A 12,976-nucleotide genomic window follows, 5' to 3' on the forward strand; every position below is an offset into this window, starting at 1 on the left:
GTTTTCTTTCTTCCCCGGTTCACAATTCCATTAATTCTGCTCACAAACTCATTGCCTGACCATAACATTTGGTTAACCATTCATTGTCATTAACCCTACAACACAACATTGGCAGGACCACTTTTACACAACCTGTGACGCAGAGTTGAGCGGAGACTCACCCGCAGCGCAGGCTGTCTGGTCCCCAGGAGACCTGCATGAGCCTCTGGCAACAAAACTACGACCCGGCCGGTAATATCTGGCTGTCGAGCCTGATCGCATCGCTTCCGATCCTGTTCTTCTTCTTTGCGCTGATTAAGCTCAAGCTGAAGGGCTACCTCGCCGCGACGTATACCGTTGCTATCGCCCTGATGGTGGCGCTGTTCTTCTATAAAATGCCGGTCGATCGCGCGCTGGCCTCCGTCGTCTACGGTTTCTTCTACGGCCTGTGGCCGATTGCGTGGATCATCATCGCGGCGGTGTTTGTCTATAAAATCTCGGTGAAAACCGGGCAGTTCGACATTATCCGCTCGTCGATTCTCTCCATCACGCCGGACCAGCGCCTGCAGATGCTGATTGTCGGCTTCTCCTTCGGGGCGTTTCTGGAAGGTGCGGCAGGCTTTGGCGCACCGGTGGCGATCACCGCCGCGCTGCTGGTCGGTCTGGGCTTTAACCCGCTCTATGCCGCGGGCCTGTGCCTGATTGTGAACACCGCGCCGGTTGCGTTTGGCGCGATGGGTATTCCGATTCTGGTGGCCGGACAGGTCACCGGGCTGGACAGCTTCGAGATCGGCCAGATGGTTGGCCGCCAGCTGCCCTTCCTGACCATTATCGTCCTGTTCTGGATCATGGCGATTATGGACGGCTGGCGCGGCGTGAAGGAGACCTGGCCTGCGGTGATGGTGGCGGGTGGTTCGTTCGCGATTGCCCAGTACCTCAGCTCGAACTTCCTCGGCCCGGAGCTGCCGGACATCATCTCTTCGCTGGTATCGCTGGTCTGTCTGACGCTGTTCCTGAAACGCTGGCAGCCGGTACGTATCTTCCGCTTCGCCGACATGGGCGCCTCGCAGGTTGATCAAACCCTGGCCCGTACGGGCTATTCGGCAGGACAGGTGATCCGCGCCTGGTCGCCGTTCCTGTTCCTGACCGCAACGGTCACCCTGTGGAGCATCCCGCCGTTTAAAGCCCTGTTTGCCCCGGGCGGCGCGCTGTACGACATGGTGATTAACATCTCCGTACCGTTCCTCGACAAAATGGTCGCCCGTATGCCGCCGGTGGTGCACGCCGCCACGCCGTATGCCGCGGTCTATAAATTCGACTGGTTCTCCGCCACCGGTACCGCCATCCTGTTTGCCGCACTCCTTTCCGTGGTGTGGCTGCGCATGAAGCCTGCGGCCGCGGTGCAGACCTTTGCGGCGACCATTAAAGAGCTGATGCTGCCGATTTACTCCATCGGCATGGTGCTGGCGTTCGCGTTTATCTCGAACTACTCCGGCCTGTCATCAACGCTGGCACTGGCCCTGGCACATACCAGCCACGCCTTCACCTTCTTCTCGCCGTTCCTCGGCTGGCTGGGGGTGTTCCTGACCGGTTCCGATACCTCGTCTAACGCCCTGTTCGCCGCGCTGCAGGCAACGGCGGCCCAGCAGATTGGCGTATCTGACGTCCTGCTGGTGGCCGCGAATACCACCGGCGGCGTAACCGGAAAAATGATCTCTCCACAATCCATCGCCATTGCCTGTGCGGCGGTGGGACTGGTCGGTAAAGAGTCGGATCTGTTCCGCTTTACCGTGAAACACAGCCTGATATTCACCTGCATGGTCGGGGTGATCACCACCCTGCAGGCCTATGTCTTAACCTGGATGATCCCATGATAGTGATGCCCAGACGCCTGTCCGACGAGATTGCCTCTCGCGTGCGGGCGCTGATTGAAGAACAACAGCTGGAAGCGGGCATGAAGCTGCCCGCCGAACGCCAGCTCGCCGCCCAGCTTGGCGTGTCGCGCAACTCACTGCGCGAGGCGCTGGCGACGCTGGTCAGCGAAGGGGTGCTGGTGAGCCGTCGCGGCGGCGGCACCTTTGTGCGCTGGCAGCATGACGACTGGTCCGAGCAAAACATCGTGCAGCCGCTGAAGACGCTGATGGAGAACGACCCGGACTACAGCTTCGACATCCTTGAAGCGCGTCACGCCATCGAAACCAGTACCGCCTGGCACGCGGCCATGCGGGCAACCGACGCCGACAAAGAGAAACTCATCGCCTGCTTTGAGGCCACGCAAAGCAGCGACCCGGATATCGCCTCCCAGGCGGACGTCCGTTTTCACCTGGCGATTGCCGAGGCGTCGCACAACGTGGTGCTGCTCCAGACCATGCGCGGGTTCTTCGACCTGCTGCAATCCTCCGTTAAACAGAGCCGCCAGCGCATGTATCTGGTTCCACCGGTGTTTGCCCAGCTTACCGAACAGCACGAGGCGGTGCTCAACGCCATTCTGGCCGGTGATGCCGAGGCCGCACGCAAAGCGATGATGGCGCATCTCGGCTTCGTGCACACCACCATTAAACGATTCGATGAAGACCAGGCCCGACAGGCGCGTATTACCCGTCTGCCTGGCGACAGTGATATTTCCAGGGAGAACAAAGCATGATTATTTCAGCAGCCAGTGACTATCGCGCCGCGGCGCAGCGCATTTTGCCCCCGTTCCTGTTCCACTATATCGACGGCGGGGCGTATGCCGAATACACCCTGCGCCGCAACGTGGAAGATCTATCGGAAGTGGCTCTGCGCCAGCGCGTGCTGAAGAATATGTCTGACCTGAGCCTGGAGACAAAGCTGTTCAACGAAACGCTCTCCATGCCCGTGGCGCTCGCGCCTGTAGGCTTATGCGGCATGTATGCCCGCCGTGGCGAAGTGCAGGCAGCCGCGGCGGCGGATGCCAAAGGCATTCCATTTACGCTTTCCACCGTGTCCGTCTGCCCGATCGAAGAGGTCGCCCCGACCATCAAGCGCCCGATGTGGTTCCAGCTGTACGTCCTGCGCGATCGCGGTTTTATGCGCAACGCGCTGGAGCGCGCCAAAGCGGCGGGCTGCTCGACGCTGGTCTTTACCGTCGATATGCCGACCCCCGGGGCGCGCTATCGTGATGCCCACTCCGGCATGAGCGGCCCGAATGCTGCGTTACGCCGCTACTGGCAGGCGGTTACTCACCCGCAGTGGGCGTGGGATGTCGGCCTGAATGGTCGGCCTCACGACCTCGGGAATATCTCGGCTTACCTCGGTAAACCGACCGGGCTGGAGGATTACATCGGCTGGCTGGCGAACAACTTCGATCCGTCGATCTCGTGGAAAGACCTGGAGTGGATCCGCGAGTTCTGGGACGGCCCGATGGTGATCAAAGGGATCCTCGATCCGGAGGATGCCCGCGATGCGGTTCGCTTTGGCGCAGACGGGATTGTGGTCTCTAACCACGGCGGACGCCAGCTCGACGGGGTGCTCTCCTCCGCACGCGCCCTGCCGGCCATCGCCGATGCGGTGAAAGGCGATATTGCCATCCTGGCCGACAGCGGCATCCGCAACGGGCTTGACGTGGTGCGCATGATTGCGCTGGGCGCCGACAGCGTGCTGCTGGGGCGCGCGTATCTTTATGCGCTGGCGACGGCGGGCCAGGCGGGCGTGGCGAATCTGCTCAACCTGATCGAAAAAGAGATGAAGGTGGCGATGACGCTGACCGGTGCAAGAACGATTAGCGAAATCAGTAAGGATTCTCTGGTGCAGGAGTTAAGCAAATTACCGGCGGCGCTGGCTCCCCTTGCTCAGGGAAACGCGGCCTGACCTTCTCCGGTTAATCCCCCTTTCTCACGCGCCCGATTTCCCCCTCGGGCGCTTTTTTATGCCAAAAATAACATCCAGATAACATATTGGATAAGAAAATTTGACATCCACCCGCCGTCCGCAATTGTATAGACAAGCAAATACAAGAACACAAAAACAACATCAGATCGGAGTGGAGCGTATGGCGTATTCAGGTAAGGTGGATATTCAGCAGGTGATCGATGAGAGTCCCTTTTCAGGGTTTCACTGGCTGCTCATTGTGCTGGGCTTTCTGGTTCTGGCGATTGATGGTTTTGATACGGCAGCGATGGGTTACATCGCGCCTACGCTGTCGGCAGAATGGGGGATACACAAACAGGATCTGGGGCCGGTGCTGAGCGCAGCGCTGCTGGGGCTGTCGCTGGGCGCGCTGATTGCCGGTCCGGTATCTGACCGGATGGGGCGCAAGCGGGTGCTGGTCTTTTCGTGCCTGTTCTTCGGCCTTGCGAGCCTGGGAACGGCCTGGGCGCAAAGTCTGAATACCCTGATGCTGTGGCGCTTTCTGACGGGCCTGGGGCTCGGCGCCGCAATGCCTAACGCCATCACGCTGATCTCCGAGTTTGCCCCCCAGCGCTGTCGCGCCATGGCGATTAATACCATGTACTGCGGCTTCCCTTTGGGTGCGGCGGGCGGCGGCGCGATCTCTTCCTGGCTTATCCCCCACCACGGCTGGCGAAGCGTGCTGCTGACCGGCGCGATTGCGCCGCTGATTTTAACGCTGCTGCTGGCGCTGTTTTTACCGGAGTCTGTGAAGTTTCTGGTGCAGCGCGGGAAGGACGTCATGCAGGTCCGCCGCATCGCCAGCCGGTTCGCCCGCAGCACGCTGGATAGCGTCACGGGCTTTTTCCTGGCGGAGGAGAAAGTCGCCTCTAAAAAAGGGAGCGTGTCGCAGCTGTTTTCCATGCCCTGGCTGCCCGGCACCCTGATGCTGTGGGTGACCTACTTTATGGGGCTGGTCATTTACTACGTTCTGCTAAGCTGGATGCCAACGCTGATGCAGGGGATGGGCTATGCTCTGGCGGAATCCGCCTGGCTCACCTCGCTGTTCACCTTCGGCGGCACCGCAGGCATTCTGCTCGCGGGCTGGATGATGGACCGCTGGGAAGCGCACTGGGTGGTCGCGTGTGGTTTCGTGCTGACAATGGGCCTCATCCTTTTGCTTGGCATTGAGCATAACCATATCGCCCTGTTTGGCGGGTTGATTTTCCTGATGGGGATCGCGATGAACGGCGCGCAGTCGGGCATGCAAACCCTGGCCGCCACCTTTTACCCTACCGAGTGCCGCGCGACGGGCATCGCCTGGATGCAGGGGATCGGCCGCTTTGGCGGCGTGGCGGGAACCATGACCAGCGCCCAGCTTCTCTCTATGCAGTGGCAGGCAGACAGTATTTTAATGATCCTCAGCGTGCCCGCTCTGGTGGCCGCTGCGGCAACCGTCTACAAAATGCTGTACAGCCGCTCGCAGGAACCCGGCGTCGCGTAGTTCCTCTCTTTTCTGCTATTCTGCCCCCGCAATTAAGGGGGCAGCATGCTTAACATCGTTTTATTCGAACCAGAAATTCCGCCGAATACCGGCAATATCATCCGCCTGTGTGCGAACACCGGTTTTCGTCTGCATATCATTGAGCCGATGGGCTTTACGTGGGACGACAAACGTCTGCGTCGCGCAGGGCTGGATTATCATGAATTTACCGCCGTCGTTCGTCACCACGATTACGCCGCGTTTCTGGAAGCAGAGAAGCCGCAGCGCATGTTCGCCCTGACCACCAAAGGCACGCCAGCGCATAGCGCCGTGAGCTATCAGGCAGGTGACTATCTGATGTTTGGCCCGGAAACCCGCGGCCTGCCGGCCACGATCCTGGATGCCCTGCCCGCCGAGCAGAAAATCCGTATTCCAATGATGCCGGACAGCCGCAGCATGAACCTGTCGAACGCGGTGTCGGTGGTGGTGTATGAAGCCTGGCGCCAGCTGGGTTACCCGGGCGCCATTCTCAGAAGTTAAATGCCGTCACCATACTCGAAGGTATGGTGAATGCCGTTGAAGTGCTGATCCATGTCCATAGACGGCTTATCGCTGTCTGGTTTACCGACGATGCGCGCCGGTACGCCAGCGGCGGTGGTATGCGGTGGCACGGGCTGGAGCACTACGGAGCCTGCGCCGATCTTCGCGCCGCGCCCGACTTCAATATTGCCGAGGATTTTGGCACCCGCGCCAATCATCACCCCTTCACGAATTTTCGGATGGCGATCGCCGCTGGTTTTACCGGTACCGCCCAGGGTAACCGACTGCAGGATCGAGACGTCATCTTCAATCACCGCCGTTTCCCCGACGACAATCCCGGTGGCGTGGTCGAGCATGATCCCGCGGCCAATCTTTGCCGCCGGGTGAATATCGACCTGAAACGTTACGGAAACCTGGTTTTGCAGGAAGATCGCCAGCGCGCGGCGGCCTTCATTCCACAGCCAGTGGCCGATGCGGTAAGCCTGCAGGGCGTGGAAGCCTTTCAGGTACAGCAGCGGCGTAGAATATTTATCGACCGCCGGGTCACGCGTGCGCACAGCCTGAATATCGCAGGCGGCAGAGGCGATCATTTCCGGGTCTGCAGCGTAAGCCTCTTCCACCACTTCACGAATGGCGATAGCTGGCATGATCGAGGAAGCCAGCTTGTTGGCGAGCATATAGCTCAGCGCGCTGCCGAGATTTTCGTGCTTGAGTAGCGTCGCGTGGTAGAAACTGGCCAGCATAGGCTCGCAGTCGGCCAGCGCCCGGGCTTCGGCTTTAATATTGTTCCAGACGATATCCAGTTCTTCACACGGCATTGCTTACTCCAGACGATAGTTAATGACCAGCCAGTTCTGCGCTGGCTGGGTCATTCAGGTGACAACGGTTCCGACTAGTTACTGCTGCGCTCGTCCTTGCGCGCACGACCTAATAAGGTCAATGCTGCCTCGCGCGCATTTTTTCCGCAATACAATACCTGATAAATTTCCTCGGTTATTGGCATTTCGACACCGAAACGGTGCGCCAACTCGCGGACTTCTTTGGTATTGCGGTAGCCTTCAACCACCTGACCAATCTTATCCTGCGCGCCTTTTACATCGCTGCCCTGTCCGAGCATCATGCCAAAGCGGCGGTTACGAGACTGGTTGTCGGTACAGGTCAGCACCAGGTCGCCCAGGCCAGCCATCCCCATAAAGGTGGCCGGATCGGCACCCAGCGCTTCGCCCAGGCGGGACATTTCGGTCAGCCCTCGGGTGATCAGCGCCGTACGCGCATTGGCACCAAAGCCAATGCCGTCTGACATCCCGGCGCCAATCGCAATCACGTTCTTCACCGCACCGCCCAGCTGCACGCCGATAAAATCGGGGTTGCTGTAGACGCGGAAGCTCTTGCCGCAGTGCAGCAGTTGTTGAAGATCGTCGGAGAAAGCCTGATCGGTGGAGGCCAGCGAAATCGCCGTCGGCAGGCCAGCGGCCAGCTCTTTGGCAAAGGTCGGGCCGGAGATGACCGCCAGCGGGATCTCATCACCCAGCGCTTCGCGCGCAACGTCCTGCAGCAAGCGTCCGGTTTCGGCTTCCAGTCCTTTTGTCGCCCAGACAATGCGCGCATCCGGGCGCATCAGCGGCTTAATCTGACGGAGCACGTCGCCAAATACATGGCTCGGAACCACAATCAGAATGTTGCGGCTGGCCGCCAGCGCGGTCGCAAGGTCGCTTTCAAGATGCAGGGAGTCGGGGAACGGAACGTCAGGAAGAAACGCCACGTTACAACGGTCGCGTTGCAGCGTTGCGATATGTTTTGGGTCATGGCCCCAGAGAACCACTTCGTGACCATTTCTTGCCAGCGTGATGGCAAGAGCGGTGCCGTATGAGCCGGCACCGATCACAGTCATTGACGCATTAACAGTGCTCATCAGGCATCCTGATGTTGTTCAGCACCTTCGCCAGCTTGCTGCTGCAGATAGTTCATGAACAGCGCATCAAAGTTAACTGGCGCAAGGTTCAGTTGCGGGAATGTACCGCGAGAAACCAGGCTGGTGATGCATTCACGCGCATACGGGAACAGAATGTTCGGGCAGTACGCACCCAGGCAATGCGCCATCTGGTTGCCTTCGATACCGCCGATAGAGAAGATGCCGCCCTGCTGTACTTCACACAGGAATGCAGTTTCTTCGCCCAGAGACGCGGTAACGGTAACACGCAGCACGACTTCATACACGTCATCTGCCAGTTGGGTAGATGCGGTATCCAGATCAAGTTTAACCTCTGGCTGCCAATCTTTCTGGAAAACATGTGGCGCATTTGGCGCTTCGAAAGAGACGTCCTTGGTGTAGATACGCTGGATCTGGAAAGTCATTTCGGTGTTGTTTTGTTCTGACATGGAAATACCCTTTTTAATTGTCCTAAAGTCTCTTAGCTCAGCAGCGGATCGAGTCCACCACGGGCGTCGAGCGCATACAAGTCATCACAGCCGCCAATGTGCTGCGCATCAATAAAAATCTGCGGAACCGTCGTGCGACCACTACGTTTGATCATCTCTTCGCGTTTAATCGCGTCACCGTCGATCGGCAGTTCCTGGAACGTGACGCCTTTGCTGTTCAGCAGCGCTTTCGCACGATGACAGAACGGGCACGTCGCTTTGGTATAGATCTCAATATTGGCCATGACTGAACTCCTTATTTACCGCGAACCAAAGGAAGATTTTCCCCGCTCCAGCCGGAAATACCTTCTTTCAGTACCGTTACGTTTTCGAAGCCTGCTTTATGAAGCGCGCTGGCAGATTCCTGTGCCTGCATGCCGGTCGCATCGACAACGATAATCGGCTGGGCTTTGTGTTTCTCAAGCTCACCGACGTTGTTCGCTTTGATTTCAGCTGGCAGCAGGTTGATTGCCCCCGCAATGTGACCTTTACGGAAATCGTCACGCTGACGCAGATCGACCACGACGGCATCTTCTTTGTTGATCAGACGCGTCGCTTCACCACGGGTGATAACCTTAATTTTAGACGTCAGGCTCTTAAATGTGGTGAACAGCACAGCAGCCAGCAGGCCAATCCACGCGATGCTCAGAACCGGATGGCGGCTAACGAATTGCATAATTTCTTGCATGGAGGGTAACTACTCCCGACTAAGTGATAAAAAAAACCAGGACAGGAGTATACCTGTGCGTTCTGGCAAATACAGCCAGCGACCATAACCTAATCCATTTTCTGCGGCATGCCACCTAAAAAAATGCCTCAAAATGGCCTGGTGAACATCTTGCCCCTGCGCTTTCTTTGATCTTCTGCGGCTATTTGATCGATTCAGCTGTAGTAAAATTACGCAAATTTTGACTCTTGAGCATGAGGTTGTCGCAATGTCGGTTTCTAAAAAACCTATGGTACTGGTGATTCTGGATGGCTATGGCTACCGTGAAGATAGCCAGGATAACGCTATTTTCAACGCCAAAACCCCGGTCATGGATGCCCTGTGGGCGAAACGTCCGCATACGCTGATTGACGCGTCTGGCCTGGAAGTGGGCCTGCCGGACCGCCAGATGGGCAACTCCGAAGTCGGTCACGTGAACCTGGGCGCCGGGCGTATTGTGTATCAGGATCTGACGCGTCTGGACGTTGAAATCAAAGAACGCACCTTCTTCTCCAACCCAACGCTGTCTGGCGCGGTCGATAAAGCCGTTGCCGCTGGCAAGGCCGTACACATCATGGGCCTGCTCTCTGCGGGCGGCGTGCACAGCCACGAAGATCACATCATGGCGATGGTTGAACTGGCCGCCGAGCGCGGTGCGGAAAAAATCTATCTGCACGCCTTCCTGGACGGTCGCGATACGCCACCACGCAGCGCAAAAGGCTCTCTGCAAGCCTTCGAAGAGAAGTTCGCCGCGCTGGGCAAAGGCCGCGTAGCGTCCATCATTGGCCGTTACTACGCTATGGACCGCGACAACCGCTGGGATCGCGTTGAACAGGCCTATGACCTGATGACCCTGGCAAAAGGTGAATTCCAGTTCGCGACCGCCGTTGAAGCGCTGGAAGCGGCCTATGCACGTGATGAAAACGACGAATTCGTGAAAGCGTCAGTGATCCGCGCTGAAGGCCAGGCCGACGCCGCCATGGAAGATGGTGACGCGCTGATCTTCATGAACTTCCGCGCTGACCGCGCGCGTGAAATCACCCGTGCGTTCGTTAACAGCGACTTCGACGGTTTTGCCCGCAAAAAAGTGGTAAACCTCGATTTCATCCAGCTGACCGAATACGCCGCAGACATCAAAGCGCCTTGCGCGTATCCGCCAGCATCTCTGGCAAACACCTTTGGCGAGTGGATGGCGAAGAACGACAAAACGCAGCTGCGTATTTCCGAAACTGAAAAATACGCGCACGTCACCTTCTTCTTTAACGGCGGCGTTGAAGAGCCGTTCAAAGGCGAAGACCGCATTCTGATCAACTCCCCGAAAGTCGCTACCTACGATCTGCAGCCAGAAATGAGCTCTGCAGAATTGACGGAAAAACTGGTTGCGGCCATCGAGAGCGGTAAGTACGACACCATCATCTGTAACTACCCGAACGGCGACATGGTTGGGCATACCGGGGTGATGGAAGCGGCAGTGAAAGCGGTTGAAGCGCTGGACCACTGCGTTGAGCAGGTAGCGAAAGCGGTTGAATCCGTTGGCGGCCAGCTGCTGATCACCGCTGACCACGGTAACGCTGAACAGATGCGCGACCCGGCGACCGGCCAGGCGCACACGGCCCATACCAACCTGCCTGTTCCGCTGATTTATGTGGGTGATAAATCACTGAAAGCAGTGGAAGGCGGCAAGCTTTCTGACATCGCGCCAACCATGCTGTCGCTGATGGGTATGCCGATCCCTGAAGAGATGACTGGTAAGCCGCTGTTCATCGTGGAATAATCGCTCCCCATGAGGGGAAAGGCGATTTTTTCAATCACATGGGTCGTGAAGCCGCTTAGGTTATCAGTCAGACCTCTGTTTTACGCCAGCGCACTCAGCGCTGGCGTATTGCTGTGCGCCGCATCCGCCCACGCGGATGACCGCGACCAGCTGAAATCCATTCAGGCCGATATCGCCGCCAAAGAGCGTGCGGTACGCCAGCAGCAGCAGCAACGCTCCGCCCTGCTCGCCCAGCTTAAGCAGCAGGAAGAGGCGATCTCCGCCGCCACGCGTAAACTCCGTGAAACGCAAAACACCCTCGCCCAGTTGAATAAACAGATCGACGAGATGAACGCGTCGATTGCCAAACTCGAGCGCCAGCGTGACGCGCAGGAGCGCAATCTTGCCGCACAGCTTGATGCCGCATTCCGCCAGGGCGAACATACCGGACTCCAGCTGATCCTCAGCGGCGAAGAGAGTCAGCGCGGTCAGCGCCTGCAGGCCTACTTTGGCTATCTCAACCAGGCGCGTCAGGAGACTATCGCGCAGCTGAAGCAGACGCGCGAAGAGGTCTCCACGCAAAAAGCCGAGCTGGAAGAGAAGCAGAGCCAGCAGCAGACATTGCTCTACGATCAGCAAGCCCAGCAGGCGAAGCTTGAGCAGGCTCGCAACGAGCGTAAGAAAACCCTTTCCGGCCTTGAATCCTCCATTCAGGAAGGTCAGAGCCAGCTCAGCGAAATGCGCGCCAACGAATCAAAACTGCGTAACAGCATCGCCCGTGCGGAAGCGGCGGCGAAAGCGCGCGCCGAAAAAGAGGCTCGCGAGGCGCAGGCCGTTCGCGACAAACAGCAGGAAGCGTCCCGTAAAGGCACGACCTACAAGCCAAGCGAGAGCGAACGTTCCCTGATGTCGCGTACCGGCGGTTTGGGCTCTCCTCGCGGTCAGGCTTTCTGGCCCGTTCGCGGTTCAATTCTGCATCGCTATGGCGAACAGCTGCAGGGTGAGCTACGTTGGAAAGGGATCGTTATCGGTGCGTCTGAAGGTAGCGAAGTGAAAGCCATCGCCGATGGCCGCGTAATTCTGGCCGACTGGCTGCAGGGTTACGGACTGGTGGTGGTGGTCGAACACGGTAAAGGTGACATGAGCCTTTACGGCTACAACCAGAGCGCGCTGGTCAGCGTCGGCACGCAGGTGCGCGCAGGCCAACCCATCGCCCTTGTGGGCAGCAGTGGCGGTCAGGGCCGCCCGTCACTCTATTTCGAAATTCGTCGCCAGGGTCAGGCGGTCAATCCACAGCCGTGGTTGGGAAGATAAGTTTTGCTTCAATTTCGTCGAATGGTTTTCTCCGTCGTCAGCGCGCTGGCGCTGGCTGGACCGGTATATGCAGGTAAACTCGCTATCGTGATTGATGACTTCGGTTATCGTCCACACTATGAAAATCAGGTGCTGGCGATGCCGTCGGCCATTTCTGTCGCCGTTCTTCCAAATGCGCCCCACGCGCGTGAGATGGCGACCAAAGCCCATAACAGCGGTCATCAGGTGCTGATCCATCTGCCCATGGCCCCGCTCAGCAAGCAGCCGCTGGAAAAAGACACTCTGCGCCCGGACATGAGCAGCGAGGAGATCGAGCGCATCATCCGCGACGCCTACAACAAAGTGCCGTATGCCGTAGGGCTGAACAACCATATGGGCAGCGCGATGACATCAAGCCTGTACGGGATGCTCAAAGTGATGCAGGCGCTGGAGCGTTACAACCTCTACTTCCTCGACAGCATGACCATCGGCAACAGCCAGGCAATGCGTGCCGCTCAGGGAACGGGCGTAAAGGTGATTAAGCGCAAGGTGTTCCTAGATGATACCCAGAACGAAGCCGATATTCGCATGCAGTTTAATCGCGCGGTACAGCTGGCACGCCGCAATGGCTCAGCCATCGCCATCGGTCATCCGCACCCGTCTACCGTTCGCGTTCTGCAGCAGATGCTGCCGACCTTGCCTGCCGATATCACGCTGGTGCGTCCGAGCGATCTGCTGAACGAGCCGCAGGTGGATTCCTCTACACCAAATTCTGCGCAGCCTGCCCCGACAGCGCTGCGTAATCCGTTCCGCGGCGTGAAACGCTGTGTACCTAAGCAACCGCTTGAACCGGTCTATGCTACCCGCTTCTTCTCCGTCATCGGAGACAGCATCAGTAACAGTACGCTGGTGAAATACGTCCAGCAGCAGTGGCAGGGATGGGGTAAGAAAGCCTGAC

General features: G+C 58.2%; 13 protein-coding genes. 8 read left to right on the forward strand and 5 right to left on the reverse strand.

All coding sequences use genetic code 11. The features are described 5' to 3' along the window. Window positions 1-197 precede the first annotated feature (197 nt). The 5 genes from lldP (at window position 198) to trmL (ending at window position 5,848) form a co-directional block, all read left to right on the forward strand. Window positions 198-1,853 carry an L-lactate permease gene (gene lldP / locus ACJ69_RS16450; protein WP_059347338.1) on the forward strand — a complete coding sequence of 552 codons (1,656 nt, stop codon included), beginning with the start codon at window positions 198-200 and terminating at the stop codon, window positions 1,851-1,853. After that, complete coding sequence (lldR, locus tag ACJ69_RS16455) at window positions 1,850-2,623, forward strand: transcriptional regulator LldR (protein ID WP_023294814.1); 774 nt, start codon at window positions 1,850-1,852, stop codon at window positions 2,621-2,623. The genes lldP and lldR overlap by 4 nt, the downstream gene beginning before the upstream one ends. Beyond that, on the forward strand, window positions 2,620-3,807 hold the full coding sequence (lldD, locus tag ACJ69_RS16460) for a quinone-dependent L-lactate dehydrogenase (protein ID WP_029740822.1): 1,188 nt from the start codon (window positions 2,620-2,622) through the stop codon (window positions 3,805-3,807). Before lldR ends, lldD begins: the two co-directional genes overlap by 4 nt. 181 nt (window positions 3,808-3,988) lie before the next feature. Continuing rightward, complete coding sequence (locus ACJ69_RS16465; protein WP_059347339.1) at window positions 3,989-5,329, forward strand: MFS transporter; 1,341 nt, start codon at window positions 3,989-3,991, stop codon at window positions 5,327-5,329. A gap of 45 nt (window positions 5,330-5,374) precedes the next feature. Beyond that, a complete protein-coding gene (trmL, locus tag ACJ69_RS16470) occupies window positions 5,375-5,848 on the forward strand; it encodes a tRNA (uridine(34)/cytosine(34)/5-carboxymethylaminomethyluridine(34)-2'-O)-methyltransferase TrmL (RefSeq protein WP_033147028.1) in 474 nt (157 codons plus the stop codon). On the opposite strand, the gene cysE is transcribed toward trmL, so the two are convergent. The 5 genes from cysE to ACJ69_RS16495 form a co-directional block, all read right to left on the reverse strand. After that, on the reverse strand, window positions 5,845-6,666 hold the full coding sequence (gene cysE, locus ACJ69_RS16475; protein ID WP_008502718.1) for a serine O-acetyltransferase: 822 nt from the start codon (window positions 6,664-6,666) through the stop codon (window positions 5,845-5,847). The two genes, trmL and cysE, sit on opposite strands and share 4 nt — an antisense overlap. Window positions 6,667-6,740: 74 nt before the next feature. Then, on the reverse strand, window positions 6,741-7,760 hold the full coding sequence (gene gpsA, locus ACJ69_RS16480; RefSeq protein WP_054829881.1) for an NAD(P)H-dependent glycerol-3-phosphate dehydrogenase: 1,020 nt from the start codon (window positions 7,758-7,760) through the stop codon (window positions 6,741-6,743). Continuing rightward, window positions 7,760-8,227, reverse strand: coding sequence for a protein-export chaperone SecB (secB, locus tag ACJ69_RS16485; protein ID WP_003860835.1), 468 nt, complete (start codon window positions 8,225-8,227; stop codon window positions 7,760-7,762). The genes gpsA and secB overlap by 1 nt, the downstream gene beginning before the upstream one ends. 32 nt (window positions 8,228-8,259) lie before the next feature. Beyond that, a complete protein-coding gene (grxC, locus tag ACJ69_RS16490; protein WP_023309914.1) occupies window positions 8,260-8,511 on the reverse strand; it encodes a glutaredoxin 3 in 252 nt (83 codons plus the stop codon). An 11-nt stretch (window positions 8,512-8,522) separates the two neighbouring features. Then, window positions 8,523-8,954 carry a rhodanese-like domain-containing protein gene (locus tag ACJ69_RS16495; RefSeq protein ID WP_023309913.1) on the reverse strand — a complete coding sequence of 144 codons (432 nt, stop codon included), beginning with the start codon at window positions 8,952-8,954 and terminating at the stop codon, window positions 8,523-8,525. A 247-nt stretch (window positions 8,955-9,201) separates the two neighbouring features. On the opposite strand from ACJ69_RS16495, the gene gpmM reads away from it, so the two are divergent. Genes gpmM through ACJ69_RS16510 form a run of 3 tightly spaced genes read left to right on the forward strand, consistent with a single transcriptional unit; the run spans window position 9,202 to window position 12,975 of the window. After that, window positions 9,202-10,746: a 2,3-bisphosphoglycerate-independent phosphoglycerate mutase gene (gpmM, locus tag ACJ69_RS16500; RefSeq protein ID WP_059347340.1), complete on the forward strand. Its 1,545-nt coding sequence runs from the start codon at window positions 9,202-9,204 to the stop codon at window positions 10,744-10,746. 33 nt (window positions 10,747-10,779) lie between these two features. Continuing rightward, complete coding sequence (envC, locus tag ACJ69_RS16505) at window positions 10,780-12,039, forward strand: murein hydrolase activator EnvC (RefSeq protein WP_229231479.1); 1,260 nt, start codon at window positions 10,780-10,782, stop codon at window positions 12,037-12,039. A 3-nt stretch (window positions 12,040-12,042) separates the two neighbouring features. Next, window positions 12,043-12,975 carry a divergent polysaccharide deacetylase family protein gene (locus tag ACJ69_RS16510; RefSeq protein ID WP_059347341.1) on the forward strand — a complete coding sequence of 311 codons (933 nt, stop codon included), beginning with the start codon at window positions 12,043-12,045 and terminating at the stop codon, window positions 12,973-12,975. Window position 12,976: the final 1 nt, after the last annotated feature.

This window comes from Enterobacter asburiae, assembly GCF_001521715.1.
GTDB lineage: Bacteria > Pseudomonadota > Gammaproteobacteria > Enterobacterales > Enterobacteriaceae > Enterobacter > Enterobacter asburiae.